The 1,302-nt window shown below is 74.0% G+C and carries 1 protein-coding gene and 2 pseudogenes; all 3 read left to right on the top strand.

Going from position 1 to position 1,302, the window contains the following annotated elements; translation table 11 throughout:
- Nucleotides 1-308 (top strand): annotated as a pseudogene (locus tag AB0N04_RS38545) (hypothetical protein); the annotation flags it as partial.
- Between the two features lie 218 nt (nucleotides 309-526).
- Nucleotides 527-1,039 (top strand): SigE family RNA polymerase sigma factor, encoded by a 513-nt coding sequence (locus AB0N04_RS38540; protein ID WP_360223502.1) that lies wholly within the window; start codon nucleotides 527-529, stop codon nucleotides 1,037-1,039.
- Nucleotides 1,032-1,302: pseudogene (locus AB0N04_RS38535) on the top strand (hypothetical protein); the annotation flags it as partial. The gene AB0N04_RS38540 and the pseudogene AB0N04_RS38535, both read left to right, overlap by 8 nt.

Below are 1,302 nucleotides of genomic sequence, written 5' to 3'. Positions count from 1 at the left end.
CCGTCGCGCCGGTTGCGGCTGAGGCGCCGGCCGAGGGGCTACCGGAGACCGAAGGGCCGGCCGAGGGGCTGCCGGAGACCGAGGCGCCGGCGGAGGGGCTGCCGGAGGCAGTGGGGGCCGCGGAGGCCGGCGCGCCGGAGGGCTCGATGTGCGCCGTGGAGGTGGGCGCGGGGGTACCGGTTGCGGCGGTGGCCATTCCCCCCGCGGTCGCGATGACTGCGGCGGTGACTACTGCGGCGGTGGCTGCGATAGGCACGATCGGGCGGATGCGCATGAATCCGTGTCCTTTCCTGCGGGCGTCCGGTTGATGCCCGGCACCCCTGTACGCCTCCTGACGCCCGGCAGGTCGCACTCCGCACACGTGATCCAGGTCATAGTTCGTGGGCGCAACCCCGCAACGGCGCTCGTGCGTACAGGGCGGGAGGCTCCACCCAGGACGCACGGCTCCACCGCCGCAGCCGAGGACCGCCTCCTCGCGGACCGGCCGTGCCGCGAGCTGACGGACACTCCGGAGGAGAGGCCCTTGATGACGCCACAGGAGTTCGACGCGTTCTACGCGGCGTCCTTCTCCCGCCTGACCGGGCAGCTCTACGCGATCACCGGCAACTGGTCCGAAGCGCAGGACGTGGTCCAGGAGGCCTTCATCCGTGCGTGGGACCGGCGGCGCACCCTCGACCCGGACGACGCCCCGGAGGCGTGGATCCGGACCACGGCCCGGCGGCTGGCCCACTCCCGCTGGCGGCGTCTGGCCCGGGGCCTACACCTGGCCGGACGCCACCACCGCCAGGAACCACCCACCGTCGAGCCGCCCACCGAGGAGCACCTCGTGCTGGTCACCGCGCTCCGCGACCTGCCCGAGGCACAACGGAGCGCCCTGGTCCTGCACCACATGTGCGACCTCTCCGTCGAGCAGGTCGCGGTCGAGACCGGTGCCAGCGTCAGCGCCGTCAAGAGCCGCCTCGCCCGCGGCCGGATCGCGCTCGCGACCAGACTCGCCGACCAGGCCCCGATCAGCGAGGAAGGAAAGCTCCGTGTCTGACCCCGTCCACGACACCCTCGGCGACCGGCTGCGGCTGCTCGGCACGCAGTTGTCCGCGCCGTCCCTGCCCGCCGCGGAGATCCGCAGACGCGCCGACCGGCGCCGCCACCGCCGGCACGCCCTGGCCGCGACCGCGGCCTGCACCGCAGCGGTCCTGTGCCTGGCGCTCCCGTCCGCGTTGCACTCACCGGAACCACGACGGTCACCGGAACCACAACAGGGGGCAGCCCCCACCGGCACCCCCTCCGTGTCGGCGTCCCCTT

It is taken from the genome of Kitasatospora sp. NPDC051702 (assembly GCF_040681575.1).
GTDB lineage: Bacteria > Actinomycetota > Actinomycetes > Streptomycetales > Streptomycetaceae > Kitasatospora.
Note: the sequence above shows the minus strand (reverse complement) of the source record. Positions and strands in the feature narration are given on the sequence as shown.